The sequence below is a fragment of the Nocardiopsis yanglingensis genome (genome assembly GCF_045809185.1).
Taxonomy (GTDB): Bacteria; Pseudomonadota; Gammaproteobacteria; order Xanthomonadales; family Xanthomonadaceae; genus Stenotrophomonas; species Stenotrophomonas yanglingensis.
This window is the reverse complement of sequence record NZ_JBJNRH010000008.1, coordinates 173618-200195: the sequence shown is the minus strand read 5'-3', so window position 1 is coordinate 200195 and position 26578 is coordinate 173618. Positions and strand designations below refer to the sequence as shown.

Annotated in this window: 19 protein-coding genes; 11 read left to right on the top strand and 8 right to left on the bottom strand. The window is 66.8% G+C overall.

Going from position 1 to position 26578, the window contains the following annotated elements:
• Positions 1 to 503: 503 nt before the first annotated feature.
• On the top strand, positions 504 to 1763 hold the full coding sequence (fabV, locus tag ACJ7C5_RS13040) for an enoyl-ACP reductase FabV (protein WP_088025705.1): 1260 nt from the start codon (positions 504 to 506) through the stop codon (positions 1761 to 1763).
• Between the two features lie 108 nt (positions 1764 to 1871).
• Here the strand turns inward: fabV and ACJ7C5_RS13035 are convergent, their stop codons facing one another.
• The 3 genes from ACJ7C5_RS13035 to ACJ7C5_RS13025 form a co-directional block, all read right to left on the bottom strand.
• On the bottom strand, positions 1872 to 3941 hold the full coding sequence (locus tag ACJ7C5_RS13035; RefSeq protein ID WP_412704139.1) for an EAL domain-containing response regulator: 2070 nt from the start codon (positions 3939 to 3941) through the stop codon (positions 1872 to 1874).
• 91 nt (positions 3942 to 4032) lie between these two features.
• Positions 4033 to 5217: a BaiN/RdsA family NAD(P)/FAD-dependent oxidoreductase gene (locus ACJ7C5_RS13030; RefSeq protein WP_412704138.1), complete on the bottom strand. Its 1185-nt coding sequence runs from the start codon at positions 5215 to 5217 to the stop codon at positions 4033 to 4035.
• Positions 5214 to 5762: a YaeQ family protein gene (locus ACJ7C5_RS13025; protein ID WP_412704137.1), complete on the bottom strand. Its 549-nt coding sequence runs from the start codon at positions 5760 to 5762 to the stop codon at positions 5214 to 5216. Before ACJ7C5_RS13025 ends, ACJ7C5_RS13030 begins: the two co-directional genes overlap by 4 nt.
• A 124-nt stretch (positions 5763 to 5886) precedes the next feature.
• On the opposite strand from ACJ7C5_RS13025, the gene ACJ7C5_RS13020 reads away from it, so the two are divergent.
• On the top strand, positions 5887 to 6765 hold the full coding sequence (locus ACJ7C5_RS13020; RefSeq protein WP_412704136.1) for a pseudouridine synthase: 879 nt from the start codon (positions 5887 to 5889) through the stop codon (positions 6763 to 6765).
• A gap of 6 nt (positions 6766 to 6771) precedes the next feature.
• On the opposite strand, the gene ACJ7C5_RS13015 is transcribed toward ACJ7C5_RS13020, so the two are convergent.
• Positions 6772 to 7260, bottom strand: coding sequence for a YaiI/YqxD family protein (locus ACJ7C5_RS13015; protein WP_010484520.1), 489 nt, complete (start codon positions 7258 to 7260; stop codon positions 6772 to 6774).
• A gap of 301 nt (positions 7261 to 7561) precedes the next feature.
• Here ACJ7C5_RS13015 and ACJ7C5_RS13010 point away from each other — a divergent pair, with 301 nt between their 5' ends.
• From ACJ7C5_RS13010 to ACJ7C5_RS12995, 4 genes are all read left to right on the top strand, one after another.
• Positions 7562 to 7771: a cold-shock protein gene (locus ACJ7C5_RS13010; protein WP_004153307.1), complete on the top strand. Its 210-nt coding sequence runs from the start codon at positions 7562 to 7564 to the stop codon at positions 7769 to 7771.
• A gap of 195 nt (positions 7772 to 7966) precedes the next feature.
• A complete protein-coding gene (locus ACJ7C5_RS13005) occupies positions 7967 to 8656 on the top strand; it encodes a glutathione S-transferase (RefSeq protein WP_088025709.1) in 690 nt (229 codons plus the stop codon).
• Between the two features lie 32 nt (positions 8657 to 8688).
• Positions 8689 to 10254: a protein adenylyltransferase SelO gene (locus ACJ7C5_RS13000; RefSeq protein ID WP_412704135.1), complete on the top strand. Its 1566-nt coding sequence runs from the start codon at positions 8689 to 8691 to the stop codon at positions 10252 to 10254.
• Positions 10255 to 10867: 613 nt separating this feature from the next.
• On the top strand, positions 10868 to 11404 hold the full coding sequence (locus tag ACJ7C5_RS12995; RefSeq protein ID WP_097047904.1) for an adenine phosphoribosyltransferase: 537 nt from the start codon (positions 10868 to 10870) through the stop codon (positions 11402 to 11404).
• A gap of 174 nt (positions 11405 to 11578) precedes the next feature.
• Here the strand turns inward: ACJ7C5_RS12995 and dbpA are convergent, their stop codons facing one another.
• Together dbpA and ACJ7C5_RS12985 are read right to left on the bottom strand one after the other, a co-directional pair.
• Complete coding sequence (dbpA, locus tag ACJ7C5_RS12990) at positions 11579 to 12955, bottom strand: ATP-dependent RNA helicase DbpA (protein WP_412704134.1); 1377 nt, start codon at positions 12953 to 12955, stop codon at positions 11579 to 11581.
• A 154-nt stretch (positions 12956 to 13109) separates the two neighbouring features.
• Positions 13110 to 14189 (bottom strand): YeiH family protein, encoded by a 1080-nt coding sequence (locus ACJ7C5_RS12985; protein ID WP_412704133.1) that lies wholly within the window; start codon positions 14187 to 14189, stop codon positions 13110 to 13112.
• 101 nt (positions 14190 to 14290) lie between these two features.
• On the opposite strand from ACJ7C5_RS12985, the gene ACJ7C5_RS12980 reads away from it, so the two are divergent.
• On the top strand, positions 14291 to 15166 hold the full coding sequence (locus ACJ7C5_RS12980) for a LysR family transcriptional regulator (protein ID WP_180836827.1): 876 nt from the start codon (positions 14291 to 14293) through the stop codon (positions 15164 to 15166).
• Between the two features lie 328 nt (positions 15167 to 15494).
• Positions 15495 to 17378, top strand: a complete 1884-nt coding sequence (locus tag ACJ7C5_RS12975; protein WP_412704132.1) for an ATP-binding cassette domain-containing protein — start codon at positions 15495 to 15497, stop codon at positions 17376 to 17378.
• Positions 17379 to 17569: 191 nt separating this feature from the next.
• Here ACJ7C5_RS12975 and ACJ7C5_RS12970 read toward each other — a convergent pair whose 3' ends face one another.
• Both ACJ7C5_RS12970 and ACJ7C5_RS12965 read right to left on the bottom strand, forming a co-directional pair.
• A complete protein-coding gene (locus ACJ7C5_RS12970) occupies positions 17570 to 18031 on the bottom strand; it encodes a c-type cytochrome (RefSeq protein WP_097047908.1) in 462 nt (153 codons plus the stop codon).
• 9 nt (positions 18032 to 18040) lie between these two features.
• Positions 18041 to 18430: a c-type cytochrome gene (locus tag ACJ7C5_RS12965; RefSeq protein ID WP_005413034.1), complete on the bottom strand. Its 390-nt coding sequence runs from the start codon at positions 18428 to 18430 to the stop codon at positions 18041 to 18043.
• Positions 18431 to 18635: 205 nt separating this feature from the next.
• On the opposite strand from ACJ7C5_RS12965, the gene ACJ7C5_RS12960 reads away from it, so the two are divergent.
• From ACJ7C5_RS12960 to ACJ7C5_RS12950, 3 genes are read left to right on the top strand one after another with little or no spacing between them, the layout of a single operon-like run.
• Positions 18636 to 19787 carry an efflux RND transporter periplasmic adaptor subunit gene (locus ACJ7C5_RS12960; RefSeq protein ID WP_094002316.1) on the top strand — a complete coding sequence of 384 codons (1152 nt, stop codon included), beginning with the start codon at positions 18636 to 18638 and terminating at the stop codon, positions 19785 to 19787.
• Complete coding sequence (locus ACJ7C5_RS12955; protein ID WP_412704131.1) at positions 19784 to 23305, top strand: efflux RND transporter permease subunit; 3522 nt, start codon at positions 19784 to 19786, stop codon at positions 23303 to 23305. Before ACJ7C5_RS12960 ends, ACJ7C5_RS12955 begins: the two co-directional genes overlap by 4 nt.
• Positions 23302 to 26382 carry an efflux RND transporter permease subunit gene (locus ACJ7C5_RS12950; RefSeq protein WP_094002317.1) on the top strand — a complete coding sequence of 1027 codons (3081 nt, stop codon included), beginning with the start codon at positions 23302 to 23304 and terminating at the stop codon, positions 26380 to 26382. The genes ACJ7C5_RS12955 and ACJ7C5_RS12950 overlap by 4 nt, the downstream gene beginning before the upstream one ends.
• The last annotated feature ends 196 nt before the right edge of the window (positions 26383 to 26578 follow it).

Here is a 26578-nt window from a genome sequence, read left to right as displayed (position 1 = left end):
CCCCCCCCCCCCCCCCCCCCCCCCCCCCCCCCCCCCCCCCCCCCCCCCGCCCCACCTCTGACAGATTCCTGCGGCTGTTGGTGGGTGTCGACCTTGGTCGACACATCTGTCAGATATCGAATGAATTCAACCGTGTCGACCAAGGTCGACACCTACCAGGGCCGCACGCCGTTCCAACAGATCGCGGAAATCTGTCGAAGGCGGGGTGGGTCCGGTTGCGGGGGTGTCCGCGGCATGGATGCCGCGGCCAAGCCCCCAAGGATGGGTTAACGGCGTCCCCCGCAACCGGGCCCACCCCGCCAACCCACAGGAACCCAGCTTCTGCCGTTGACGTTGCCTCTGCGGGTGCAGGGTGCAACCCTGCAAAAGAAACACCACCCTACGCCAGCGTCGGTTGTGCAATCTTCCCCCGCGCACTACGATCCTGCGGTTCGCGCGCGCAGGCGCGCGCCCGTATTCCTGCTGAGCGCCCCGCGCGCCGCATCTGCCAACCCGAGGTATCCATGGTCATCAAACCGCGCGTCCGCGGCTTCATCTGCGTCACCACCCACCCGACCGGCTGCGAAGCCGCGGTCAAGCAGCAGATCGACTACATCCGCGCGCGCCCGCCGATCCAGAACGGCCCCAAGCGCGTGCTGGTGATCGGCGCCTCCACCGGCTACGGCCTGGCTGCGCGCATCACCGCTGCCTTCGGCAGTGGCGCCGCAACCCTGGGCATCTTCTTCGAACGCCCGGGCAGCGAAACCAAGCCGGGCACGGCCGGCTGGTACAACTCCGCCGCGTTCCACAAGTACGCCGACGAAGCCGGCCTGTACGCCAAGAGCATCAACGGCGATGCCTTCTCCGATGAAGTGAAGGCGAAGACCATCGAAATGATCAAGGCCGATCTCGGCCAGGTCGATCAGGTCGTCTACAGCCTGGCCGCGCCGCGCCGCAAGCACCCGAAGACCGGCGAGATCATCAGCTCCACGCTGAAGCCGATCGGCGAGCCGATCACGCTGCGTGGCCTGGATACCGACAAGGAAGTGCTGACCGAGACCCATCTGCAGCCGGCTACCCCGGAAGAGATCGCCGGTACCGTCGCGGTGATGGGCGGTGAAGACTGGCAGATGTGGATCGACGCGCTGGCCGACGCCGGCGTGCTGGCCAATGGCTGCACCACCACCGCCTTCACCTACGTGGGTGAAGAGATCACCCAGGCGATCTACTGGAATGGCTCGATCGGCGCCGCCAAGAAGGATCTGGACACCAAGGTGCTGGGCCTGCGCGAGAAGCTGGCCAAGATCGGTGGTGATGCACGCGTGTCGGTACTGAAGGCCGTGGTCACCCAGGCCAGCTCGGCCATTCCGACCATGCCGCTGTACCTGTCGCTGCTGTTCAAGGTGATGAAGGAAAAGGGCACGCACGAAGGCTGCATCGAACAGCTCGACGTGCTGTACGACATTCTCTACGGCGGCAAGGCCGACGGCGTGGCGATCGATCGCCTGCGCCACGACCTGGTCGATGGCGATGGCCATACCGTCGCGCTGGTCGATGACGAGGGCCGCCTGCGTGCCGATTACAAGGAAATGGCCGCGGACGTGCAGGGCAAGGTGGTCGCGCTGTGGCCGCAGGTGACCAACGAGAACCTGTACGAGATCAGCGACCTGGCCGGCTACAAGGCCGACTTCCTGCGCCTGTTCGGTTTCGGTGTGGAGGGCGTCGACTACGAGGCCGACGTCAATCCGGATGTGAAGATCGAAAACCTGGTCGACATGACCTGACCAATGAAAAGGCCGGCGAAAGCCGGCCTTCTCTTTTGGTAGTGCCGGCCGCTGGCCGGCAACCCCGGGTACCAGAGGCTGCCGGCCAGCGGCCGGCACTACCCTCGGTCACCCGAACTCGAAGCCCATCTCCGGCAGCGCCGGGCCGACGAAGTCGCCCTGCACGTAATCCACGCCGGCACTGAACAGCAGGGTCATGGAGTTGGCGTCGCTGACGAACTCGGCGATGGTGCGGATGCCGGCTTCCTGCGCACGCGCGGTGATCTGGCTGATGCGGTCGATGTTCTCGCGGGTGGCCGCCAGATCGCTGGTGAAACCGCGGTCCAACTTGAGGAACTGCGGCTGGAAGTGGGCCAGCAGCTGGAACGAATCCAGCCCCGAACCGAACTGCTCCAGGCCGATGCGGCAGCCCAGGGGCGCCACTTCGGCAAGGAACTGCTGCGCACTGCGCAGGTGGGTGAACACCTTCGCTTCTGGCGCGTGCAGCCACAGCCGTTCGCCGGGAACCCCCTGTGCCTGCAGCTCGCGGCGCAGGGTGGCGATCATCTGCGGGTCGTCGAACGATTCCGGCGTTACCTTCACCAGCATCTGCGTGGCATGGCCTTCGCGTGCGCGCTGGCCCAGCACCGCGATCGCCCGTGACACCACCCAGCGGTTGATGTCGGCCAGCAGGCCGTGTTCCTCCGCGATACCGAGGAACGCGGTCGGGCTCAGCAGTTCGCCATTGTGCTCGAGGCGCAGGTAGGCCTCATACAGTTCCAGCGACTCGCCCTGAAGGTTCAGCACCGGCTGGTAGTGCAGCTGGAAGCCGTCCCCGGCCAGCGCTTCACGGATACGGGCGACCCAGCGCAGCACGCGTTCTTCCTCCACGCGGTCGGCAGCGGCCGGGTCGAAGATGCGGCAGGTGTTGCCCAGTTCGGCGGCGGCCTGCGTGCATTCGCTGGCGCGTGCCAGCACCTGGCCGATGCTGGCGATCTTCTCGCCCACCTGCACGCCACCGATGCTGACCGTTACCGTCGCCGAGCGCGCGCCGATGCTGAAGACGTGTGCGGCGTAGGCTTCGCGGATGCGCTCGGCCCGCGCCACGGTCTGCGCATAGGGCCCGGCCTGCAGCACGGCGAAATTGTGTTCGCCGAAGCGGGCCAGCTGCGCGTCTTCGCCAACGACTTCGGCCAGCAGGCCGGCAAGGGCGCCGATCAGGGTGTCGGCCGAGGCCAGGCCGATGTCCGGCAGCAGGCGTGCGTAGTGGTCCGGCTCGATCAGCAGCAGGCCGAACTGGCCCTCGCTGCGCCCGGCCTGGGCCACCGCGCTTTCCAGCTGCAGCATGAAGGTCGGGCGATTGAGCAGGCCGGTGACCTGGTCGCGCTGGCGCAGGTCCTCGACCTCGCGCGCCAGTTCCGGGTCGAACTCAATGCGGCGGCGGAGCACCACCTGCAGGCAGGATTCGCCTTCGTAGGTGGCAGCGGCAAACTCCATCGTCGCCGGGAACGCACTGCCATCCTCATGGCGCGCGTCGAGCTGGTACTGCGGCGGCGGCGCCTCGCCACGGCTCAGGCCCTTCAGCAGCTGCTTGAAGCCCTCCACGTGCTGGGCGGCGACCATGTCCAGCAGCGAGATGCCTTCGATGTCGTCGAAATGTTCGTAACCGAACATCTCCAGATAGGCATCGTTGGCGCGGATGTGCATGCCTTCATGCACGTAGGCGATGGGATCGCGCGAGGAGGCGATGAGGGCATCGCAGCGGCGCTCGGTCTCGCGCATCTGCGCTTCGATGCGGCGCAGGCCGCGACGCGCCTGCAGGTCCACCCACTGGTCACGGACCACGGCGAGCAGGTGCTCCGGGCGTTGGCGCAGGGCGAGGGCGCGGATGCCGTGGCTGCTGGCCTGCACCAGTTCGTCCTCGTCGATGCGCTCGGCCAGCAGCACCAGCGGAATGTCCTTGCCGCTGGCGGCGATGTGCTGGGCCACCAGCGGCAGCGGGATGCCCGGCGAGGGTGAGACCAGCACCAGGTCGATGGCCTGGCTGGCCAGCACCTGGGCCAGCTCGGCTGCATCCTGTGGGCGCCACGGGCGCACCGCGATGCCGCTGTTGCGCAGGGTGCTGACGATGGCTTCGGCATTTTCGCCGCTGTCATCGACGATCAGCAGGCGGATGGTGATGTCGTTCGCGTTCTGCATGCACTGCTCCCCAATCTGCGAATCTAGATACACGATGCGCGGCGAACCGTCCATGCGCGCACCCCTTGCGCGCATCGAACGGCGATGTGGTTCACACCACGCCGCCGGCCGCGTGGCCGCTGGCCCAGGCCCACTGGAAGTTGTAGCCGCCCAGCCAGCCGGTCACATCCAGCACCTCGCCGACGAAATGCAGGCCGGGCACGCGCTTGGATTCCATCGTCGAGGACGAGACTTCGGCGGTATCCACGCCGCCCAGGGTGACCTCGGCGGTGCGGTAGCCTTCGGTGCCGCTGGCCACCAGCGGGAATGCGCCCAGCAGCTGCGCGGCCTGGCGCAGCACCGGCTCGTCCAGCTGGCGCACCGGGCGGTCGGGCAGCCAGTGCTCGCACAGGCGCTGCGCCAGCCGCTTCGGCAGCACCTCGCCCAGCACCGTGCGCAGTTCGGCGGCGGGCCGCTCCTGCTTCATCTGGCGCAGCCAGTCACCGGCATCCTGGCCCGGCAACAGGTCCAGCTCCAGCGCGTCACCGGGTTGCCAGAACGAAGAGATCTGCAGGATCGCCGGGCCACTCACGCCGCGATGGGTCAGCAGCATGAAGTTCTGGAAGCTCTTTCCATTGCAGCGCGCCTCGATTGGCAGCGCCACGCCGCTGAGATCGGCCAACCGCTCCTGGTGCTTGCCGCTGAGAGTGAGCGGTACCAGTCCGGCGCGGGTCGGCAGCACCTGGTGGCCGAACTGTCGGGCCACTTCATAACCAAACCCGGTGGCACCCATGCTGGGAATGGACAGGCCGCCGGTGGCAACCACCAGCGAGGCGCAATGGAACAGGCCATGGGTGGTGTGTACGCGGAAACCATCGCTGCCGTGCTCAATGCGCTGCACGCCACAGTCGGTACGCACCTGTACGCCTGCCGCCTGACACTCGTCCAGCAGCATCTTCACGATCTGCTTGGACGAGACATCGCAGAACAGCTGGCCCAGCTCTTTTTCGTGATACGCGATGCCGTGCTTGTGCACCAGCTCGATGAAGTGCCAGGGCGTGTAGCGCGCCAGCGCCGACTTGCAGAAGTGCGGGTTGGCCGACAGGAAGTTGGCCGGGGTGGTGCCGGTGTTGGTGAAGTTGCAACGGCCACCGCCGGACATCAGGATCTTCTTGCCGACCTTGTTGGCATGGTCGATCACCTGCACCTGGCGGCCGCGCTGGCCAGCCGTGATTGCGGTCATCAGCCCGGCCGCGCCGGCGCCGATGACCACCACATCGCAACGGATGGTGCTCATACCTTGGCGCGCTTGCGCCAGTTCGGGATCACGTCGAGCTGGATATGGTCGTTGAGCAGCTGCACTTCACCGTCCTGGATCAGTACGCTCCAGCGCATGGCGCGCTGGATCTGCTGGCCCCACAGTTCGACGAAGGCCCCGTCGAGGTCGACCACCGAAAGGTTGTCGAAGCGCGCCAGGCCCTTGCTTTGCTTGCTCCACCAGATGTCCGAGGCGTTGCCGCCGTAGTTCACCACCTGCACCTGGCGGCTGCGGTTGCTGGCCTTGCGGATGCGCGATTCGTCCGGATGACCCAGGTCGATCCACTGCAGGATGTCGCCGGTGTAGTCGTGTTCCCACAGGTCTGGTTCGTCATCGGTGCTCAGGCCGCGGCCGAATTCGAGGCGGTCGCCGGCATTGAGGGCGAAGGCGAGCAGGCGCACCATCAGGCGTTCGTCGGTCTCGGACGGATGCTGGGCCAGGGTCAGGTTGTGGGTCGCGTAGTAACCGCGATCCATGTCGCTGATCTGCAGTTCGGCCTTGCGGATGGTGGCAGTAAGAGCCATGGGGGATCCGTGGACTAAAGACGACAATGATAGAGGTTTGCTCCAGGGGTGTCCGTTGCCGGTCTGTCTGCACAGCGTCAACGGTGGCACTCTTGCGCTCTTTTCCGTGGCCGGAGTGGACGCCATGACCTTACCCAGCCGCCTGCAGCTGCCGCCCGGCCACTGGCCCAGCCTGCTCGATGGCCTGTGCGCGCGTTTCCCGCGCATCGACCGCGTGCAATGGCAGGACCGTTTCGCCCGTGGCCGCGTGCAGGATGCGCAGGGCAGGGCACTGGCGCCGGACATGCCCTGGCAGGTGGGGCTGGAAATCCAGTACTTCCGCGAAGTTGCCGGCGAGCCGGTGATTCCCTTCGCCGAGAGCATCCTGCATCTGGATGCGCACCTGCTGGTGGCCGACAAGCCGCACTTCCTGCCGGTGACGCCGGCCGGTGGCTATGTGAGCGAAACCCTGCTGGCGCGCCTGGTCGCGCGCACCGGAAACACCGAGCTGGCACCGTTGCACCGCTTGGATCGGCTGACCGCCGGCCTGGTGCTGTTTTCGACCCAGGCAGCCACGCGTGACGCCTATCAGCGGCTGTTCCGCGAGCGGTGCATCGAGAAGACCTATGAGGCGCTGGCACCGGCGCTGCCCGGGCTGGCGTTTCCGCTGCAGCGGGACAGCCGGCTGGTGCCGGGCGAACCGTTCTTCCGCATGGCCGAAGTGCCGGGAGAGCCCAATGCGCGCAGCCGGATCGAGCTGATCGAGGCCGAGGGGCCGATCTGGCGCTACCGGCTGCGGCCGGAAACCGGCCGCAAGCACCAGCTGCGCGTGCACATGGCGATGCTGGGCGCACCCATCGAGGGCGATGACCTGTATCCGCAGCTGAGGCTGCGCCCGGATGAAACGGACGAGTCGCCCCTGCAGCTGCTGGCGCAGGGGCTGGCCTTCGACGATCCATTGAGCGGGGAGCCCCGGCGGTTCAGCAGCCAGCGCCGCCTGTGCCTGCCCGGCCAGAGCGGGTAGGGCCGTTCAGCGAACCGGGCGCCGCGCCAGCCAGCGGTCCAGCTCGGCGGCGAACAGCTGCCGGTCGCGTGGGCCCAGCGGCGGCGGGCCCCCGGTCTGTACCCCGGCGCCGCGCAGCTCTTCCATGAAATTGCGCATCGACAGCCGCTCGGCCATGTTGTTGGGGGTGTACAGCTGGCCGCGTGGGTTCAATGCCACGGCCTTCTTTTCCAGCACCAGCGCGGCCAGTGGGATGTCCTGGGTGACCACCAGGTCTCCGGCGGCGACCCGCTCGACGATGGCGCTGTCGGCCACGTCCAGGCCCTGGGGGACCTGGATCGAGCGCAGCCAGCGTGAGGGCGGGGTCCGGATCCACTGGTTGGCGACCAGGGTCAGCTCGATCCCAACGCGTTCAGCGGCACGGAACAGGATGTCGCGAATGACGGTGGGGCAGGCGTCCGCGTCCACCCAGATACGGGGGAGAGCGGGTTCAGCTTGGGTTTCAGCTTCAGTCATTTACCCAGTGTAGGGTAGGAAAATCCTGAATGGGGACTCGGGGTTAGCCTCGATCGGCTGCCAGCCCTTGTCACGTCTAGCGGGCGGGGCCAGCCCATGAACGTCCGGGCTATCGCTTTTTGCAGAAAACACGCGTATCGTTCGTCCCACTGTGTTTGCTAGGGTCACCGTGAATCGTGGCCTGGTGCAGTTGATCTCACGATCCGCTCATCGATCCGCTTTACCAACGCCTGCAACTCAGTCTCGGCCCCGATACCCGGTGGCTGCGATTTTTTCAACATGTGTTTCAGGAGTTAGTCAAATGTCTGATCGTCAGACCGGCACCGTCAAGTGGTTCAACGACGCCAAGGGCTTCGGCTTCATCACCCCGGAAAGCGGCCCGGACCTGTTTGTGCACTTCCGTGCCATCCAGGGCACCGGCTTCAAGACCCTGCAGGAAGGCCAGAAGGTTACCTTCATCGCCGTCCAGGGTCAGAAGGGTATGCAGGCTGACCAGGTGCAGGCGGTCTAATCCGTCTGCTACCGTTTGGTAGCCAGAACGCCGGAAGCGAAAGCTTCCGGCGTTTTTTATTGCCTGCCGTTTTGTTTGTAGAGTCGAACCACGCTCGACGGCTTTCAAAAGACAGTCGAGCATGGCTCGACTCTACAAAAGGCATGCAGCCGGGCGGGCTAAGATCAGATGCATCCTCCCATCGCGGAACCGTCCATGCGCATCGTCCACCATCTGGAAAACTCCCGTTCCCTGCGCGTGCTGTGGATGCTGGAGGAGCTGGGGCTGGACTACGAACTGCGTCGTTATCCGCGCGATCCGAAGACGCTGCTGGCGCCGCCGGAACTGCGCAACGTGCATCCGTTGGGCAAGTCGCCGGTACTGCAGGATGGCGAGCTGGTACTGGCCGAGTCCGGCGCGATCCTCGACTACCTTGCGGACCGCTACGACACGCAGCGCCAGCTGTCGCCGTCACCGATGCCGGCCGACGGGGCTGAACGCATCGCCTACCGCTACTGGCTGCACTACGCCGAAGGCTCGGCGATGCCGCCGCTGCTGCTGACCCTGGTGATGGGCCGCATCCGTAATGCGCCGATGCCCTTCTTCGCCCGCCCGATCGCGCGCAGCATCGCCGACAAGGCCGAGCATGGCTTCATCGGCCCACAGCGGCGCCTGCACCTGGACTGGATGGAGCGTCGCCTGTCCGAAAGCCCGTGGTTTGCAGGCGAGCGCTTCAGTGCGGCCGACATCCAGATGAGCTTCCCGATCCAGGCCGCTGCAGCGCGCGGTGGTGGCCTCGACGACAAGCCGGCACTGCGTGGCTTCCTCAAGCGTATCGGTGAGCGCCCGGCCTACCAGCGTGCCGAGGCCCACGGCGGCCACCTGCAGGCGCTCAGCGGCAATTGAGGAGGGCGGCCGTCGCCCCCATCTTCAGCACCATGGATACCGACAGCCCCCGTTTCGACAACCGCCTGCTGCACACGCTGCCGGGCGACCCCGAATCCGGCCCGCGCCGGCGCGAAGTGCTGGGCGCGGCCTGGTCGCCGGTGATGCCGACCCCGGTTACGGCGCCCACGCTGCTGGCCTGGGCGCCGGACGTCGCCGCGATGCTTGGCTTCGATACCGCTGAGGTCGAGAGCGAAGGTTTCGCGCAGGTGTTCGGCGGCAATGCACTGTACGCCGGCATGCAGCCATGGGCAGCCAACTACGGCGGCCACCAGTTCGGCCACTGGGCCGGCCAGCTCGGCGACGGCCGCGCGATCTCGCTGGGTGAACTGGTCGCGCCGGATGGCCGCCACTGGGAGCTGCAGCTGAAGGGTGCTGGCCCCACGCCATACTCGCGCGGCGCCGATGGGCGCGCAGTGCTGCGCTCATCCATCCGCGAATTCCTGTGCAGCGAGGCCATGCACCACCTGGGTGTGCCGACCACGCGCGCGTTGTCGTTGGTCGGTACCGGCGACGACGTGGTGCGTGACATGTTCTACGACGGCCATCCGCGGGCAGAGCCTGGTGCCATCGTATGCCGGGTGTCGCCGTCGTTCCTGCGCTTTGGTTCCTTCGAACTGCCGGCGTCGCGCGGGGAAACCGCCTTGCTGCAGCAGCTGGTCGATGCCTGCATCGCACGTGATTTCCCCGAACTGGAAGGGCAGGGCGAGGCGCTGTATGGCGACTGGTTCGCGCAGATCGCGGTGCGCACTGCCGAGATGATCGCGCACTGGATGCGCGTCGGCTTCGTGCATGGCGTGATGAACACCGACAATCTGTCCGTGCTCGGCCTCACGCTCGACTACGGTCCCTACGGCTGGGTCGAGGACTTCGACCCGGAGTGGACGCCGAACACCACCGACGCGCAGGGCCGGCGTTATCGTTTCGGTACCCAGCCGCAGGTGGCGTACTGGAACCTGAGCCGATTGGCGCAGGCATTGTCGCCGTTGTTTGCCGATGTGGCGCCGCTGCAGGCGGGCTTGGCGGCGTATCAGTCCACCTTCGTGGCCTGCACGCGCCGCGATGCCGCAGCCAAGCTCGGCCTGGCCGCCGCCGACGATGATGACCTGCAGCTCTACCTGCGCTGGCAGCAGCTGATGCAGGACGGTGGCATGGACATGACTCTGGCGTGGCGCGCACTGATGCGCCTCGATCCGGCGGCACCGGATGCGGCGCTGCTGGACGCGGTGTACTACGACGACGCGCGCCAGCAGGCCGTGCAGGCGCCGTTGGGGCAGTGGCTGCAGGATTACGCGGTGCGGTTGCAGGCCGATCCGTTGTCGGTCACTGAGCGCACGGCGAAGATGGCCGCCGCCAATCCGCTGTACGTGCTGCGCAACTGGCTGGCGCAGGAAGCCATCGACCGCGCCGAACAGGGCGACCTCGGCGGTATTCATGCGTTGCAGGACGTGCTGCGCGATCCATACACCGAGCGCCCGGGGCTCGAGCACTTCACGGGCAAGCGCCCGGCATGGGCGGACAATCGCGCCGGCTGCTCGATGCTGTCCTGCAGTTCCTGAGGGTGGGTTTCGGCAGGGCTGCGCCCTGCACCCGCAGAGGCCAGGTCAACAGCCAGAGCAAAAGCTGGATTCCGTGATTTGGCGGGGCGGTGTCGGAGTGCGGGGACGCCGCAAGTACGTCCCTGTAGGCTTGGCAGCCGCATCCATGCGGCTGACACCCCGCACTCCGACACCGCCCCACCTCCGACAGATTCCCGCTGCTGTGGGTAGGTGTCTACCTTGGTCGACACGGTAGATCCACGTCATGCGTGGATGCTCTTCGTTCAATTTTCGAAATATTCGATTTCGATGAAGATTCATCCACGCATGGCGTGGATCTACGGAAAGCAATGCCCGACAGATCGCAGAAATCTGTCGAAGGCGGGGTGGGTCCGGTGGCGGGAGTGTCCGCGGCATGGATGCCGCGGCCAAGCCCCCAAGGACGGGTTTACGGCGTCTCCCGCCACCGGACCCACCCCGCCATCCCACAGGAATCCTGCTGTTGCCGTTGCTCTTGCCGTTGCCTTGGCTTGAAGCCTCTGCAGGTGCCGGGCGCAGCCCGGCCGATACCCCCCAACAGGCAGGCGGCGCCCGGAACAGGTACCCTATGCCGCCATCAGATAGCCAACGTGACATGACCGACGCCATCGTCGCTCCGCAGTGGGCCTCCCGCCTGCGCGACATCGCCGACTTCCCCAAGCCCGGCATCCTGTTCAAGGACATCATGCCGCTGCTCGCCCATGGCGAGGACTTCCGCGGTGCCATCACCGCGATGGCCGACCGCTGGCGCGACCAGAAGCTGGACGCAGTGGTCGGCATCGAATCGCGTGGGTTCATCCTCGGTGCCGCGATGGCGCTGGAACTGGGCGTCGGCTTCGTGCCGGTGCGCAAGCCGGGCAAGCTGCCGGGCCAGGTGCTGCGCGAGGAATACACGCTGGAATACCGCAGCGACTGCATCGAAGTGCACGCCGATGCGCTGCCGGCCGGTGCCCGCGTGGCGATCATCGACGACGTGCTGGCTACGGGCGGCACGCTGGTCGCCGCGTTGTCGCTGGTGCGCCGCCTGGGTGTTGACGTGGTCGGTGCCGGTGTACTGGTCGAACTGGACGGCCTCGGTGGCCGCGCCCGTTGGGAAGCGGATCTGCCGCTGTACACCGAACTGGTGTTCTGATCGAAGGGTGGGTGCCAACCAGGGTTGGCATCTACCAGAGCGAATGGCTTGGAGCCGGTAGTTGCCAACCTTGGTTGGCAGCGCCTTTCGTGACTGGCGCCACGGATGGGCCAACCAAGGTTGGCCACTACCAGGTCAGGTCGTTGCCAATCGAGGTTGGCAACGCTGCTTCAGTCACATCATCCGCACGCGGAAACGACGGCCCTTGATCTTGCCGGCTTCCAGCTTGGCCACGGCCTTGTTGGCCTGCTCACGCGCGATCGCCACATAGGAGCGGGTCGGGAAGATCGCGATCTTGCCGATGAACTTGCTCGACAGGCCGGCGTCACCGGTCAGCGCACCGAGGATGTCGCCCGGGCGCAGCTTGTCGGTCTTGCCGCCGTCGATCCGCAGCGTGCGCATCGCGGCTTGCGGCAGTTCGGCCGGGCGCGAAGTCGCCAGCGGTGTCTTCTGCCAATCCAGCGGCTGCCCCATCTGTGCTTCGATGGCTTCGGCGCGGGTCTTCTCGCGGCCGGCCACCAGGCTGATCGCCAGGCCGCTGGCACCGGCACGGCCAGTACGGCCCACGCGGTGCTGATAGCTCTCCACGTCGGTCGGCAGCTCGTAGTTGATCACCGCCGCCAGCTCTTCCACGTCCAGGCCGCGTGCGGCCACGTCGCTGGCCACCAGCACGTTGCAGCTGCGGTTGGCCAGCAGCAACAGCACTTCCTCGCGGTCGCGCTGCTCCATGTCGCCATGCAGGGCCAGTGCGGAGAAGCCGAACTGCTGCAGCGAGTTGGCCACCTCGTCCACGTCCTTGCGGGTGTTGCAGAACACCACCGCCGATTCCGGCGTGTACTTCAGCAGCAGGCCGGCCAGTGCCTTCTGGCGGTGCGCCGGTTCCACCTCGCAGAACAGGTGGCGGATGGCAGGGGCCTGGTCGGCACCTTCCACGGTCACTTCCACTGCGTCGCGCAGCAGGTCACGCGCCATGGTGCGGATGCTGTCGAGGAAGGTGGCGGAGAACAGCAGGCTCTGGCGATCCTTGTGGGTGCGGCCGGCGATCTCGCGGATCGGCTCTTCGAAGCCCATGTCGAGCATGCGGTCGGCCTCGTCCAGCACCAGCGTGCGCACCGCGCCCAGGTTCAGCGCGCGCTTGCGTGCCAGCTCCTGCACGCGGCCGGGCGTACCGACCACCACGTGCGGGTCATGACCTTCCAGCGAGGCCAGCTGCGGGCCCAGCGGCACGCCGCCCACCAGCAGCAACAGCTTCAGGTTGGGAATGCCGGTGGCCAGCTTGCGGATCTGCTTGCCGACCTGGTCGGCCAGTTCGCGGGTCGGGCACAGCACCAGCGCCTGCACGCGGATCAGGCTGGGGTCGATGGCCTGCAGCAGGCCCAGGCCGAAGGCGGCGGTCTTGCCGCTGCCGGTCGGTGCCTGTGCGATCACATCGCGGCCATCGAGGATGGCCGGCAGGCTCTGCGCCTGCACGGGGGTGAGGGTGGTGTAGCCGAGGGCATCCAGGCCGGGCTGCAGGGCCGGGCTCAGCGGCAGGGTCGAGAAGTCAGTCATGGCGCATTGTACCCGTCCGCGAGGCCGGTCCCGCCTGATGGGGTGGGGTCGGATCCCTTTCCCCAGGAAAGGGCTCTGACCTCCAATTGGAGCCGCCATCCACGCATGGCGTGGATCTACTGGTGGGTGCCGACCTTGGTCGGCACGCTCCTGCTCAGCCCAGCACCGCCAGCACGCCCTGGTGTATCGCCAGGCCACCGAACAGCAGCCAGCCGAACAGGATCAGCGCCAGCAGCAGCGGCTTCAGGCCTGCCTGGCGCAGCGCCGAGACGTGGGTGGTCAGGCCCAGCGCGGCCATCGCCATCGCCAGCAGCACGGTATCCAGCTGCACCAGCCCCGCCTGCAGGCCGGCCGGCAGCAGGTGCAGCGAGTTGAACCCGGCCACCGCCACGAAACCGAACGCGAACCAGGGCACCACGATGCGCGCCTTGCTGCCGTCGGTGCTGGCCTTGCCACCACGCGCCAACCACAGCGACAGTGCGACCAGGAACGGTGCCAGCAGCATCACCCGCACCATCTTGGTGATCACCGCCGTGTCGGCGGCCGCTTCGTTGACCGCGCGGCCTGCCGCCACCACCTGTGCCACTTCATGCACCGTCGCACCGGTGAACAGACCGTACTGCCGTGCGTCCATCGCCAGCCAGCCATGCGACTGCACCAGTGCATACAGCGCGGGGTACAGGAACATCGCCAGCGTGCCGAACACCACCACCGTAGAGACGGCGACGGTGACCTGTGCCGCACGACCACGTACCACCGGTTCGGCGGCCATCACTGCTGCCGCGCCGCAGATCGCGCTGCCGGCGCCGATCAGCATCGCTGCCTCGCGCTCCATCTTGAACACGCGCACGCCCAGCCAGCAGGCCAGGCCGAAGGTGCTGGCGACCACCAGCACGTCCATCAGCACGCCAGTGACGCCGACATGGCCGATGTCCTGGAAGGTCAGGCGCAGGCCGTACAGCACGATGCCGGCGCGCAGCAGCCAGTGCTTGGAGAAGCCGACACCGGCCGCGCTGCGCGGCGCCAGCCGCGGGTAGAGAGTGTTGCCGACCACGATGCCCGCGACGATGGCCACGGTCAGCGCGCTCAAGCCGTGCGCCTGCAGCCAGGGAAGCTCGGCCAGGTACAGCGACGCCGCGGCGATCAGGCCCACCAGCAGCAGGCCGGGCAGGCGCGGCTGCCAGCGTTGGCGCAGGGCGGGCAGGGACCAGGAGGAGAGAGCGGGGGCGTTCATGGCAAGGTAGGGCTGGAGTGATGGGGCAAGCGTGCGCCTGAGAAGATGACCTGTAAAACGAATAATATGGGTGAAACCTACCTATCAAGCGGGTAAATGCCATGCGCCTGACCTTGCGCCAGCTGCAGGTCTTCGTCGCCATCGCCGACCACGGCAGCACGACCGCCGCCGGCCAGGCCATCGCGCTTTCGCAGTCGGCCAGCAGCGCCGCCCTGCAGGAGCTGGAAGCGCACTTCGGCACGCCGTTGTTCGACCGCATTGGCCGCCGCCTGGCGCTGAACGGCCACGGCCGCGCCCTGTTGGAACCCGCGCGCACGCTGCTGGTCAACGCCGCCGACCTCGAGCGCCAGCTCGCCGCCGGCGGTGACCCGTCGCAGGGCGCGCCACTGCGGCTGGTGCTTGCCGCCAGCACCACCATCGGCAATTACCTGCTACCGCCGCGCATTGCCGAACTGCTGCGGCAGGCGCCGCAGGCGGAAGTCGACCTGCGCATCGACAACAGTGCCGGCGTGGTCGCCGCCGTGCAGCGACTGGACGTGGACGCCGGCCTGATCGAAGGCCCATGCCACGAACGCGGCCTGCAGGTGACCGCCTGGCAGCAGGATCCGCTGGTGATCGTCGCCGCCGCCGACGCCCCCGCGCGCTGGTCGCTGGACGAACTGCGCCGCGCACGCTGGCTGCTGCGCGAACCGGGCTCAGGCACCCGCGAGGCCGTCGAACAGGCCTTGTTGCCGCACCTGCGCGGCTTCGCTCAGACCCTGCAACTGGGCAATACCGAAGCAATCAAGCAGGCCGCCATCGCCGGCCTCGGCCTGGCCTGCCTCTCGCGCCACGCGCTGGAGGAGCCCTTGGCCCTGGGCCGCTTGCGCGTGCTCGAGACCCCGCTGCCCGCCCTGCAACGCACCCTGTGGCTGGTACGCCACCCGGGCAAGCAATGGCTGCCGGGGTTGCAGGCGTTGTTGGGGGAGGTGGGGTAATCCATCAGAACCCCAGTCGATCCCATCCATCGACAGTCCCTCCAGCGTTCATCCACGCATGGCGTGGATCTACCGTGTCGACCAAGGTCGACACCTACCAACAGCGGCTTGAAACTGTCGAAGGCGGGGTAGGGTCCGGTTGCGGGGGCGTGAGCCGCATGGATGCGGCGATCGAGCTTACAGGGACGTACTTGCAGCGTCCCCCGCAACCGGACCCACCCCGCCATCCCACAGGAAACCCGCTTCAGCTGTTGCTTTGGCGGTTGACGTTGCCTCTGCGGATGCCGGGTGCAACCCGGCCGACGCCCCCAACCCGTACAATATCCGGATGCCTCTGATTACCCTACAGAACGTCGACTTCAGCGTCGGCGGCCCGTTGTTGCTGGAAAAGGCCGAACTGTCGATCGAGCCGGGCGAACGCATCGCCCTGATCGGCCGCAACGGCGCCGGCAAATCCACCCTGCTCAAGCTGCTGTCCGGCGACCACAAGCCCGATGACGGCGAAGTCCGCGTGCAGCAGGGCGTGCGTGTCACCCGCCTGGAGCAGGAAGTGCCTCACGGCGCGGCCGGCTCGGTGTTCGATGTTGTGGCCGATGGCCTCGGCGAACTGGGCCAGTGGCTGGCCGAATTCCACCACCTCAGCCATGCCGAGGTGTTCGATGGCGAAGCGCTCGGCAACGTGCAGGCCAAGATCGACGCCGCCAACGGCTGGGGCCTGGACCAGCGCGTCAGCGAAACCCTGACCAAGCTCGACCTGGACGGTGAGGCCGAGTTCGGCCGCTTGTCCGGTGGCATGAAGCGCCGCGTGCTGCTGGCCCGCGCGCTGGTATCCAGCCCGGACGTGTTGCTGCTGGACGAACCGACCAACCACCTGGACATCGAGGCCATCGACTGGCTCGAAGCGTTCCTGAAGGGCTGGAGCGGCAGCGTGGTGTTCGTCACCCATGACCGCCGCTTCCTGCGTGCGCTGGCCACCCGCATCGTCGAGATCGATCGCGGTCAGGTCACCAGCTGGCCGGGCGACTGGGCCAATTACGAGCGCCGCCGTGAGGAACGCCTCAACGCGCAGGCGCAGGAAAACGCCCGCTTCGACAAGCTGCTGGCGCAGGAAGAAGTCTGGATCCGGCAGGGCATCAAGGCCCGGCGCACCCGCGACGAAGGCCGCGTGCGTCGCCTGAAGGCGATGCGCACCGAGCGTTCGCAGCGGCGTGACCTCAGCGGCAACGTCAAGATGGAAGCCGCGCAGGGCGTCAGCTCCGGCAAGAAGGTGATCGACGTCAAGGACATTTCGTTCGCCTTCGGCGAGCGCACCATGGTCCGCGATTTCACCACCACCATCCTGCGTGGCGACCGTATCGGCCTGATCGGTCCCAACGGCAGCGGCAAGACCACGTTGCTGAAGCTGTTGCTGGGTGAACTGCAGCCGGCCAAGGGCGAAGTCAACGCGGGTACCAATCTGCAGATCGCCTATTTCGACCAGTACCGCGCGGTGCTGCGCGAAGACTGGAGCGCGATCGAGAACGTGGCCGAAGGCCGCGATTTCCTCGAGTTCAACGGCAAGCGCAAGCACGTGCATGCCTACCTGCAGGACTTCATGTTCACGCCGGAGCGCGCGCGTGCGCCGATCACCCGCCTGTCTGGCGGTGAGCGCAACCGCCTGCTGCTGGCCAAGCTGTTCGCGCAGCCGTCCAACCTGCTGGTGATGGACGAACCGACCAACGACCTCGACGTGGAAACCCTGGAGCTGCTGGAAGAGCTGCTGGGCGACTACACCGGCACCCTGCTGCTGGTCAGCCACGACCGTGACTTCATCGACAACGTGGTGACCTCCACGCTGGTGATGGAAGGCGACGGCGTGATCGGTGAGTACGTCGGCGGCTACAGCGACTGGCAGCGTTATGCGGCCAGCATTGCTGCGCCTGCCGCCGCCCCCGCAGCCAAGCCGGCGGTCGCCGCACCGGCCACCCCGACTGCCGCAGCTCCGGCCGCACCCAAGCGCAAGCTGGCCTACAAGGAAGCGCGCGAACTGGAGCAGCTGCCGAAGACCATCGAGAAGCTGGAAGGCGACATCGAAGGCCTGACCTCGGCGATGAACGACCCGTCGTTCTACACCCGCAGCAGTGCCGAAGTGACGGCGCACACGCAGCAGCTGGCCAAGGTGCAGGCCGAGCTGGATGCCGCGTACGCGCGCTGGGAAGAGCTGGAAGGCTGAGTATCGGTCGGCGCCAGCGGTTGCGCCGATTGATGTAGAGCCGAGCCCACGCTCGGCTCAGTAGATCCACGCCATGCGTGGATATCCGGATCCGTGCGGACCAACGGTCCGCACCCAGCAATCAATGGTCCGTGCGGACCAACGGTCCGCACCCACCAATCAACGGTCCGCACCCACCGGGGCGCCGGCGGTCATTTGACCCCGTGCAGATCCCGCAGCTGGCTCGGCCGGCTGCCGAAATACGCCGCCAGATCGGCGATGTCCTGATCGCTCAGGTCCTTCGCCTGTGGCGACATCAGCGCATGCTGGCGGTCGCCGGCACGGTAGGCCTGCAGCGCATGCGCCAGGTAATCACCGTACTGCCCACCCAGCTTCGGATAGGTCGCATCGATCGGCGCGTTGCCGTCGGCGCCGTGGCAGTCGATGCAGCTCTGGTTGGTGGCTTTCCCCTTCACCTTGGCGCGGGCTTCACCGGCGGCCTCGCGGCCTGCCGGCAGGCCAGCGGAGGACGAAGAACCGTGTTCGCCGCTGGCATGGCCCGGGTCGGCGGCGGATTTCTCGCTGTTTTCCACCTGCGACTGTGAACAGGCCGCCAGCAGCAGGGCAACGGACAGGGCGATGGCGTGACGCATCGGATGCGCGGCTTTCGACATGGGCGGGCCTTACTTGACGGTGGACAGGTAAACAGAGAGATCGGCGATCTCCTGTTCGCTGAAACTCATCGACTGCGCCTGCATCGTCGGATGCCGGCGCTTGCCCTGGCGGTACTCGGTCAGGGCCTGGGCCAGGTACTGCTGGGTCTGGCCGCCGATCTTCGGCACCCGGTAACTGGGGTAGGCGTTCTTGTAACCGGTGATGCCATGGCACCCCTGGCAGGTATAGGCCAGGACACGGCCGTTGTCGAAGTTGCCGGTGGGGGCGGCAGGCGCCGGCGCAGCGGCGGGAGCCGGAGCCGGGGCAGGTGTGGCAGGAGCAGGAGCGGGCTGTGCGGCGGCCCCAAGGGGCAGGAGGACGGCCAGAGCGAGACAAGCGGCGAGCGGCTGCGGGCGCATGGTGTCGTTTCCGGGGATTCGGGTCTGGTCGTTCCGGCGTGGGGTACGGAACGCCCCGAGTATAGCCTCAGGTTTCATCTAGCTGAAATGGGGTCGGTCCGACCGATGGCGTGAAGACACCATGACCTTTGGGATATGGTGTTGCCGTGAAGTGGTGCATTACTTTGCTACCACACCTGTCCACGCATCCTCCAGGGACCTGACGATGTCACACCCAATCTTCCCGTCCGGCCGTCGCAGCGGAATCTGCGCTGCCGCACTGCTGATCTCCACCTCCCTGCTGCTGGGCGGTTGCGCCGCAGGGCCCAATTCCGAAGCCAAGGCCGCCGAGACCAAGGAGGAGAAGAAGGTTGACGCAGTCCCGGTCGAAGTGGCGGTGGCCAGCCATCGCGCCGTTGCGGCCAGCTACACCGGTACCGCCGCGCTGGAGCCGCGTGCCGAATCGCAGGTGGTGGCCAAGACCTCCGGCGTGGCGCTGGCGGTGCTGGTCGAGGAAGGCCAGCGGGTGACCGCCGGGCAGCCGCTGGTGCGCCTGGACCCGGACCGCGCGCGGCTGGCCGTGGCACAGAGCGAAGCGCAGATGCGCAAGCTGGAGAACAACTACCAGCGCGCACAGAAGCTGGTCGGCCAGCAGATGGTCAGCGCCGCCGATGTCGACCAGCTGCGCTACGACCTGGAAAACGTCCGCGCGCAGTACCGGCTGGCCACGCTGGAGCTGTCCTACACCACGGTGGTGGCACCGATCTCCGGCGTGATCGCCTCGCGCTCGATCAAGACCGGCAACTTCGTGCAGATCAACACGCCGATCTTCCGCATCGTCGACAACTCGCGGCTGGAAGCCACCCTCAACGTGCCCGAGCGTGAGCTGGCCACCCTGCGCGCCGGCCAGCCGGTGACGCTGGCCGCCGACGCGTTGCAGGGCCAGAGCTTCACCGGCACCGTCGATCGCATCGCGCCGGTGGTGGATTCGGGCAGCGGCACGTTTCGCGTGGTCAGTGCCTTCGACGGCGCCGCGCACGCGTTGCAGCCCGGCATGTTCGGGCGCATCCGCATCGATTACGACCAGCGTGCCGATGCGCTGGTGGTGCCGCGCCTGGCGCTGCTCGACGATGGTGAGCCGGCGGTGTTCCGGGTGCGCGAAGGCAAGGTCGCACGCGTTCCGGTCAAGCTGGGTTACGCCGAGGGCCCGTGGGTGGAGATCCGTGATGGCCTGGCGGCCGGTGATCAGGTGGTCACCGCCGGCAAGGTCGCCCTGCGCGACGGCACCGCAGTGCAGGTGATCGCCGATCCGAAGGCAAAGGCGAAGACGGTTGCAGCGTCGGCCAAGCCGGCAGACAAGGCCGGGAGCAAGCAATGACCGCCCCGGGCCACGACCACGGTGCCTCGCCGGCGAGCGACGGCGCCGCCGCCAGCATGCGCGGCGGCCTGGTGGAATTCGCCACCCGCCGCCGCGTGACCATCGCCATGTGCACGGTCACCCTGCTGCTGTTCGGCCTGATCGCGCTGGGCAACCTCAAGGTCAACCTGCTGCCTGACCTGAGCTACCCGACGCTGACCGTGCGCACCGAGTACACCGGTTCGGCGCCGACCGAAATCGAAACCCTGATCACCCAGCCGGTCGAAGAGGCGGTCGGCGTGGTCAAGAACCTGCGCAAGCTGAAGTCGGTCTCGCGCACCGGCCAGAGCGATGTGGTGCTGGAGTTCGCCTGGGGCACCAACATGGACCAGGCCAGCCTGGAGGTGCGCGACAAGATGGAAGCGCTGAACCTGCCACTGGAGGCCAAGGCCCCGGTGCTGCTGCGCTTCAATCCGTCCACCGAGCCGATCATGCGTCTGGTGCTGTCGAACAAGGTGGCGCCGACCAGCGATGCCGATGCGGTCCGTGAGCTGACCGGCCTGCGCCGCTATGCCGATGAAGACCTGAAGAAGAAGCTGGAGCCGGTCAGCGGCGTGGCGGCGGTCAAGGTCGGTGGCGGCCTTGAGGACGAGATCCAGGTCGACATCGACCAGCAGAAGCTGGCCCAGCTGAACCTGCCGATCGACACCGTCATCAAGCGCCTGAAGGACGAGAACATCAACATCTCCGGCGGCCGCCTGGAGGAGGGTTCACAGCGCTTCCTGGTGCGTACCGTCAACCAGTTCGCTGATCTGGAAGAGATCCGCAACCTGCTGGTCACCACCCAGGCCTCCAACGGCAGTGCTGCGGATTCGGCGTTGCAGCAGATGTTCAACATTGCCGCGTCGACTGGTTCGGCGGCGGCCATCGCGGCGGCCTCGGCGGCGCAGAGCGCATCGTCCGGTGGTGGCTCCAGCGTGGTTGCCAATGGTGTGCCGGTGCGCCTGAAGGACGTGGCCACCGTGCGCCAGGGCTACAAGGAACGTGAAGCGGTGATCCGCCTGGGCGGCAAGGAATCGGTGGAACTGGCGATCTACAAGGAAGGTGACGCCAACACCGTGTCCACCGCCGAGGCTCTGCGCAAGCGCCTGGAGCAGATCAAGGGCACGTTCCCGTCCGACGTCGAGATGACCACCATCGAGGACCAGTCGCGCTTCATCGAGCACGCCATCGCCGACGTCAAGAAGGATGCGGTGATCGGTGGCCTGCTGGCGATCCTGATCATCTTCCTGTTCCTGCGTGATGGCTGGAGTACGTTCGTGATCAGCCTGTCGCTGCCGGTCTCGATCATCGCCACGTTCTTCTTCATGGGCCAGCTCGGCCTCAGCTTGAACGTGATGTCACTGGGCGGCCTGGCACTGGCCACCGGCCTGGTGGTGGACGACTCGATCGTGGTGCTGGAGAGCATCGCCAAGGCCCGCGAGCGTGGCCTGGGCATCCTGCAGGCGGCCATCGCCGGTACCCGCGAAGTGAGCATGGCCGTGGTTGCCTCGACCCTGACCACCATCGCGGTGTTCCTGCCGCTGGTGTTCGTTGATGGCATCGCCGGCCAGCTGTTCCGCGACCAGGCGTTGACCGTGGCGATCGCCATCGCGATCTCGCTGCTGGTGTCGATGACCCTGATCCCGATGCTGAGCTCGCTGAAGGGACGGCCGCCGCTGGCGTTCCCGGAGGAAGCGCCGAACGCACCGTGGCAGCCGCAGAACCGCTGGCAGAAGCCGGTGGCGCTGGGCCGTCGTGGTGCCGTAGCGACCGCGCGCTGGAGCTTCTACGCGCTGGCCTGGCTGGTGGTGCGACTGTGGCGCGGCGTGGTGGCGGTGGTGGGCCCGGTGATGCGCAAGGCCAGCGATCTGGCGATGAAGCCCTACGCCGGTGCCGAGCGTGGCTACCTGCGCCTGCTGCCGAGCGCGCTGGCGCACCCGGGCAAGGTGCTGGGCGTGGCCACGATCATCTTCGTGGCGACCATGGCGCTGGTGCCGATGCTCGGTGCCGACCTGATCCCGCAGCTGGCGCAGGACCGTTTCGAGATGACGGTGAAGCTGCCGGCCGGCACGCCGCTGAAGCAGACCGACGCGCTGGTGCGCGAGCTGCAGCTGGCGCATGGCAAGGGCGAAGGCGTTGCCTCGCTGTATGGCGTCAGTGGCAGCGGCACCCGCCTGGATGCCAGCCCCACCGAGAGCGGCGAGAACATCGGCAAGCTGACCGTGGTGATGGAAGGCGGTGGCAATGCACGCACCGAGGCCGAGATCACCGAGCGCCTGCGTGACACCATGGGCCAGCATCCAGGTGCACAGGTCGATTTCGCGCGGCCGGCGTTGTTCAGCTTCTCCACACCGCTGGAAATCGAGCTGCGCGGGCAGGACATGGCAACCCTGGAAGTGGCCGGCCAGCGCCTGGCGGCGATGCTGCGCGGCAACGCGCACTACGCCGATGTGAAGTCGACGGTGGAAGAGGGCTTCCCGGAAATCCAGATCCGCTTCGATCAGGAACGCGCCGGTGCGCTCGGCCTGACCACGCGCCAGATTGCCGACGTGGTGGTGAAGAAGGTCCGCGGTGATGTCGCCACCCGTTACAGCTTCCGCGACCGCAAGATCGATGTGCTGGTGCGTGCACAGGAAGGTGATCGTGCCAGCGTGGACAGCATCCGCCGGCTGATCGTCAACCCGGGCAGCACCCGTCCAGTCACGCTGGACGCGGTGGCCGAGGTGGTGGCTACCACTGGTCCCAGCGAGATCCATCGCGCCGACCAGACGCGGGTGGCGGTGGTGTCGGCCAACCTGCGCGACATCGATCTTGGCGCGGCCATGCGCGAAGTGCAGCAGATGGTGGCCGAGCAGCCGTTGGGCGCGGGTGTCGGCCTGCACATCGGTGGCCAGGGTGAGGAACTGGCGCAGGCGGCGAAGTCGCTGATCTTCGCCTTCGGCCTGGCGATCTTCCTGGTCTACCTGGTGATGGCCTCGCAGTTCGAGTCGCTGCTGCACCCGTTCGTGATCCTGTTCACCATCCCGCTGGCGCTGGTCGGTGCGATCCTGGCGCTGATGCTGACCGGCAAGCCCATTTCGGTGGTGGTGTTCATCGGCCTGATCCTGCTGGTCGGCCTGGTCACCAAGAACGCGATCATCCTGATCGACAAGGTCAACCAGCTGCGCGAGGCCGGCGTGGCCAAGCACGAGGCCCTGGTGGAAGGGGCGCGCTCGCGCCTGCGGCCGATCATCATGACCACCCTGTGCACGCTGTTCGGCTTCCTGCCACTGGCGGTGGCGATGGGCGAGGGCGCTGAAGTGCGCGCCCCGATGGCGATCACCGTGATCGGCGGCCTGCTGGTGTCGACCCTGCTCACCCTGCTGGTGATCCCGGTGGTGTACGACCTGATGGACCGTCGTGGCGATGCCTACTACCGCGAACGCGGCCGCAAGCATGCCGGCGAGATCGAGCCGGGCAGCGCAGGCAACGCGGCGGGTGGGGAGGAACCGGCATGAGTGTGGCCGAGTTCTCCATCCGCCGTCCGGTCACCACCATCATGTGTTTCGTGTCGCTGGTGGTGATCGGCCTGATCGCTTCGTTCCGGCTGCCGCTGGAAGCACTGCCGGACATCTCCGCGCCGTTCCTGTTCGTGCAGATTCCGTACACCGGCTCGACCCCGGAGGAAGTGGAACGGACCATCATCCGCCCGGTGGAGGAGTCGCTGGCGACGATGACCGGCATCAAGCGCATGCGCTCGTCGGCCACCTCCGAGGCGGCGCTGATCTACATCGAGTTCAGTGACTGGGATCGTGACATTGCGATTGCCGCTTCCGATGCACGTGAGCGCATCGATGCGATCCGCAGTGACCTGCCTGACGACCTGCAGCGCTACAACGTGTTCAAGTGGTCCAGCAGTGACCAGCCGGTGCTGAAGGTGCGCCTGGCCAGCACCACCGACCTGACCACCGCCTATGACATGCTCGACCGCGAGTTCAAGCGGCGCATCGAGCGTATTCCCGGCGTGGCCCGCGTCGACATCACCGGCGCGCCGCCGAACGAGGTGGAGATCGCCATCGATCCGAACCGGCTCAACGCGCACGGGCTGAGCATCAACGAGCTGAGCGAGCGCCTGCGCACGCTGAACTTCTCGATCTCGGCCGGGCAGATCGACGACAACGGCCAGCGCGTGCGCGTGCAGCCGGTAGGCGAGATCACCGACCTGCAGGAGATGCGTGACCTGGTGATCAACGCCAAGGGCCTGCGCCTGGGTGATATCGCCGACGTGCGCCTGAAGCCGGCGCGGATGAACTATGGGCGCCGCCTGGACGGCAACCCGGCCGTCGGCCTGGACATCTTCAAGGAGCGCAGCGCCAACCTGGTGGAGGTGTCGCGCGCGGCACTGGCCGAGGTTGAATCGATCCGTGCGGAAGCGTCGATGCGCGACGTGCAGATCAAGGTGATCGACAACCAGGGCAAGGCGGTGACCTCCTCGCTGCTGGAACTGGCCGAGGCCGGCGCGGTCGGCCTGATCCTGTCGATCACGGTGCTGTTCTTCTTCCTGCGCCATTGGCCGTCCACGCTGATGGTGACCCTGGCCATTCCGATCTGCTTCACCATCACCCTGGGCTTCATGTACTTCGTAGGGGTGACGCTGAACATCCTGACCATGATGGGCCTGCTGCTGGCGGTGGGCATGCTGGTCGACAACGCCGTGGTGGTGGTGGAGAGCATCTACCAGGAGCGCGAGCGCATGCCGGGGCAACCGCGGCTGGCCTCGATCATCGGCACCCGCAACGTGGCCATCGCGCTCAGCGCCGGCACGCTGTGCCACTGCATCGTGTTCGTGCCGAACCTGTTCGGCGAGACCAACAACATCAGCATCTTCATGGCGCAGATCGCGATCACCATCTCGGTCTCGCTGCTGGCATCGTGGCTGGTTGCGGTCAGCCTGATCCCGATGCTGTCCGCGCGCATGGCCACGCCCAAACTGGTGCACTCGCAGACCGGCATGATCGCGCGCCTGCAGCGCCGCTATGCGCAACTGCTGGACTGGTCGCTGCACCATCGTGGCTGGAGCCTGCTCGGCATTCTGCTGGTGGTGCTGGTCAGCCTGGTGCCGATGAAGCTGACCAAGATCGACATGTTCGGCGGTGACGGCGGCAAGGACATTTTCATCGGCTACATGTGGAAGGGCGCCTACACCTACCGCCAGATGTCCGATGAAGTAGCACGGGTGGAGAACTGGATCGACCAGAACCGCGAGCGCCTGCACGTCAAGCAGGTGTATTCCTGGTACAGCGAGCAGGAAGGCAGCTCGACCGTGGTCACCCTGGACGAGAAGTACGCCAAGGACATCAAGGCGCTGCAGGAAGAGCTGCGCAAGGGTCTTCCGAAGTCGGCCCGCACCGACTACTTCGTCGGCAACCAGGGCGGCGATGGCGGTGGTGGTGGCAACCAGGGCGTGCAGGTGCAGCTGGTGGGCGACTCCAGTTCGATGCTGCAGGAGATCGGCCAGGAAGTGGTGCCGCTGCTGGCCCAGCGCGCCGAGCTGCGCGACGTGCGCATCGACAATGGCGAGAAGGGCGGCGAGCTGAAGGTGCGTGTCGACCGCGAGCGCGCCGCCGCATTCGGCTTCAATGCCGAGCAGGTGGCCAGCTTCGTCGGCCTGGCGCTGCGCGGTGCGCCGATGCGCGAGTTCCGCCGCGGCGACAACGAAGTACCGGTATGGGTGCGCTTCGCAGGTGCCGAACAGAGCAGCCCCGAGGATCTGGCCGGCTTCAGCGTACGTACCGGCGACGGCCGCAGCGTGCCACTGCTGAGCCTGGTCACCGTCGACGTCGGTTCGTCGGCCACCCAGATCGGCCGCACCAACCGCCAGACCACGCTGACCATCAAGGCCAACCTAGCCGAAAAGATCACCGCACCCGATGGCCGCAAGGCGATGGAGTCCGTGCTCAAGCCGATGAACTTCCCGGCCGGCTATGGCTTCACCTTCGATGGCGGCGACTACGGCAACGACGACGAGGCGATGCAGCAGATGGTGTTCAACCTGCTGATCGCGCTGGTGATGATCTACGTGGTGATGGCGGCGGTGTTCGAATCGCTTCTGTTCCCGGCGGCGATCATGAGTGGCGTGCTGTTCTCGATCTTCGGCGTGTTCTGGCTGTTCTGGATCACCGGTACCTCGTTCGGGATCATGTCCTTCATCGGCATCCTGGTGCTGATGGGCGTGGTGGTGAACAACGGCATCGTGATGATCGAGCACATCAACAACCTGCGGCGCGGCGGCATGGGCCGAACGCAGGCTTTGGTTGAAGGCTCACGCGAGCGCCTGCGCCCGATCATGATGACGATGGGCACGGCGATCCTGGCGATGGTGCCGATCTCGCTGACCAATACGCAGATGTTCGGCAATGGCCCCGAGTACGCGCCGATGGCACGCGCGATTGCCGGCGGCCTGGCGTTCTCGACCGTGGTCAGCCTGCTGTTCCTGCCGACCATCTATGCGGTGCTGGATGACCTTCGCAGTGCCGTGACGCGGCTGATCCGCCGCGCCCGCGGTCTGGAGGTCGTGGCGGGTACCCCGGTGTAGCGGTCGAGCTTGCTCGACCGCAGGGCGCGACAACGTGTTGTGGTGTGGGGGAGGCCGGTCGTAGTGGGGCGGCCTCCCCCTTTTTTTGCTCGCTGCGTCTGTTTTCCTCTGTAGCCGAAGGCAGCGGCAGGAGCCGCTGCCAACGTCGCTTGCGACGGCCCGAAGGGTGTCGGCCAGGACGGCCGGCATAGCCATG

What these genes read in the sequence shown, in the direction of transcription:
- fabV (WP_088025705.1), top strand. Translation starts at nt 504, where the DNA reads ATGGTCATCAAACCGCGCGTCCGCGGCTTCATCTGCGTCACCACCCAC.
- ACJ7C5_RS13035 (WP_412704139.1), bottom strand. Translation starts at nt 3,941, where the DNA reads ATGCAGAACGCGAACGACATCACCATCCGCCTGCTGATCGTCGATGAC.
- ACJ7C5_RS13030 (WP_412704138.1), bottom strand. Translation starts at nt 5,217, where the DNA reads ATGAGCACCATCCGTTGCGATGTGGTGGTCATCGGCGCCGGCGCGGCC.
- ACJ7C5_RS13025 (WP_412704137.1), bottom strand. Translation starts at nt 5,762, where the DNA reads ATGGCTCTTACTGCCACCATCCGCAAGGCCGAACTGCAGATCAGCGAC.
- ACJ7C5_RS13020 (WP_412704136.1), top strand. Translation starts at nt 5,887, where the DNA reads ATGACCTTACCCAGCCGCCTGCAGCTGCCGCCCGGCCACTGGCCCAGC.
- ACJ7C5_RS13015 (WP_010484520.1), bottom strand. Translation starts at nt 7,260, where the DNA reads ATGACTGAAGCTGAAACCCAAGCTGAACCCGCTCTCCCCCGTATCTGG.
- ACJ7C5_RS13010 (WP_004153307.1), top strand. Translation starts at nt 7,562, where the DNA reads ATGTCTGATCGTCAGACCGGCACCGTCAAGTGGTTCAACGACGCCAAG.
- ACJ7C5_RS13005 (WP_088025709.1), top strand. Translation starts at nt 7,967, where the DNA reads ATGCGCATCGTCCACCATCTGGAAAACTCCCGTTCCCTGCGCGTGCTG.
- ACJ7C5_RS13000 (WP_412704135.1), top strand. Translation starts at nt 8,689, where the DNA reads ATGGATACCGACAGCCCCCGTTTCGACAACCGCCTGCTGCACACGCTG.
- ACJ7C5_RS12995 (WP_097047904.1), top strand. Translation starts at nt 10,868, where the DNA reads ATGACCGACGCCATCGTCGCTCCGCAGTGGGCCTCCCGCCTGCGCGAC.
- dbpA (WP_412704134.1), bottom strand. Translation starts at nt 12,955, where the DNA reads ATGACTGACTTCTCGACCCTGCCGCTGAGCCCGGCCCTGCAGCCCGGC.
- ACJ7C5_RS12985 (WP_412704133.1), bottom strand. Translation starts at nt 14,189, where the DNA reads ATGAACGCCCCCGCTCTCTCCTCCTGGTCCCTGCCCGCCCTGCGCCAA.
- ACJ7C5_RS12980 (WP_180836827.1), top strand. Translation starts at nt 14,291, where the DNA reads ATGCGCCTGACCTTGCGCCAGCTGCAGGTCTTCGTCGCCATCGCCGAC.
- ACJ7C5_RS12975 (WP_412704132.1), top strand. Translation starts at nt 15,495, where the DNA reads ATGCCTCTGATTACCCTACAGAACGTCGACTTCAGCGTCGGCGGCCCG.
- ACJ7C5_RS12970 (WP_097047908.1), bottom strand. Translation starts at nt 18,031, where the DNA reads ATGTCGAAAGCCGCGCATCCGATGCGTCACGCCATCGCCCTGTCCGTT.
- ACJ7C5_RS12965 (WP_005413034.1), bottom strand. Translation starts at nt 18,430, where the DNA reads ATGCGCCCGCAGCCGCTCGCCGCTTGTCTCGCTCTGGCCGTCCTCCTG.
- ACJ7C5_RS12960 (WP_094002316.1), top strand. Translation starts at nt 18,636, where the DNA reads ATGTCACACCCAATCTTCCCGTCCGGCCGTCGCAGCGGAATCTGCGCT.
- ACJ7C5_RS12955 (WP_412704131.1), top strand. Translation starts at nt 19,784, where the DNA reads ATGACCGCCCCGGGCCACGACCACGGTGCCTCGCCGGCGAGCGACGGC.
- ACJ7C5_RS12950 (WP_094002317.1), top strand. Translation starts at nt 23,302, where the DNA reads ATGAGTGTGGCCGAGTTCTCCATCCGCCGTCCGGTCACCACCATCATG.